This window comes from Marinicauda pacifica, from assembly GCF_004793635.1.
Lineage (GTDB): Bacteria > Pseudomonadota > Alphaproteobacteria > Caulobacterales > Maricaulaceae > Marinicauda > Marinicauda pacifica.
The window spans coordinates 1-346 of record NZ_SRXV01000012.1 but is presented as its reverse complement, the minus strand read 5'-3'; the positions used below and the strand labels follow the sequence as shown (position 1 = coordinate 346).

Annotated in this window: 1 pseudogene; it reads right to left on the bottom strand. The window is 71.1% G+C overall.

The window, feature by feature from the left end:
- Positions 1 to 346: pseudogene (locus tag E5162_RS14795) on the bottom strand (hypothetical protein); the annotation flags it as partial.

The window sequence follows — 346 nt, the reverse complement described above, 5'->3', positions numbered from 1 at the left end:
GGCCAGCTCGCCGCGGTTCGACCGGGGCCAGACGAGCATGAGCGGGCCGAGCCCGCCTGTTGCCAGGGCGCGGCCGTCCGCCCTCAGCGCCAGAATAGGCTCGTGCCGGTCGATCATGCGCGCATCGATCTCGGCCTCGTACCCGTCAAATCCGGTCAGGCGCACGCTTGTATCCGGCCGCACGCCAGCCTCGGCCAGGACGGCGGACAGGCGCGGTCCCTCGACCACCCGCGCCCGGCTGCCGGCTGGAAAGTCACTCTCGATCTGGCGCCAGCGCAGGCTGGCCAGGTCCTGCCGGGTGAAGGTGCGGGCGTCCTGGGTGGGCATCGAATAGGTGACATACAGC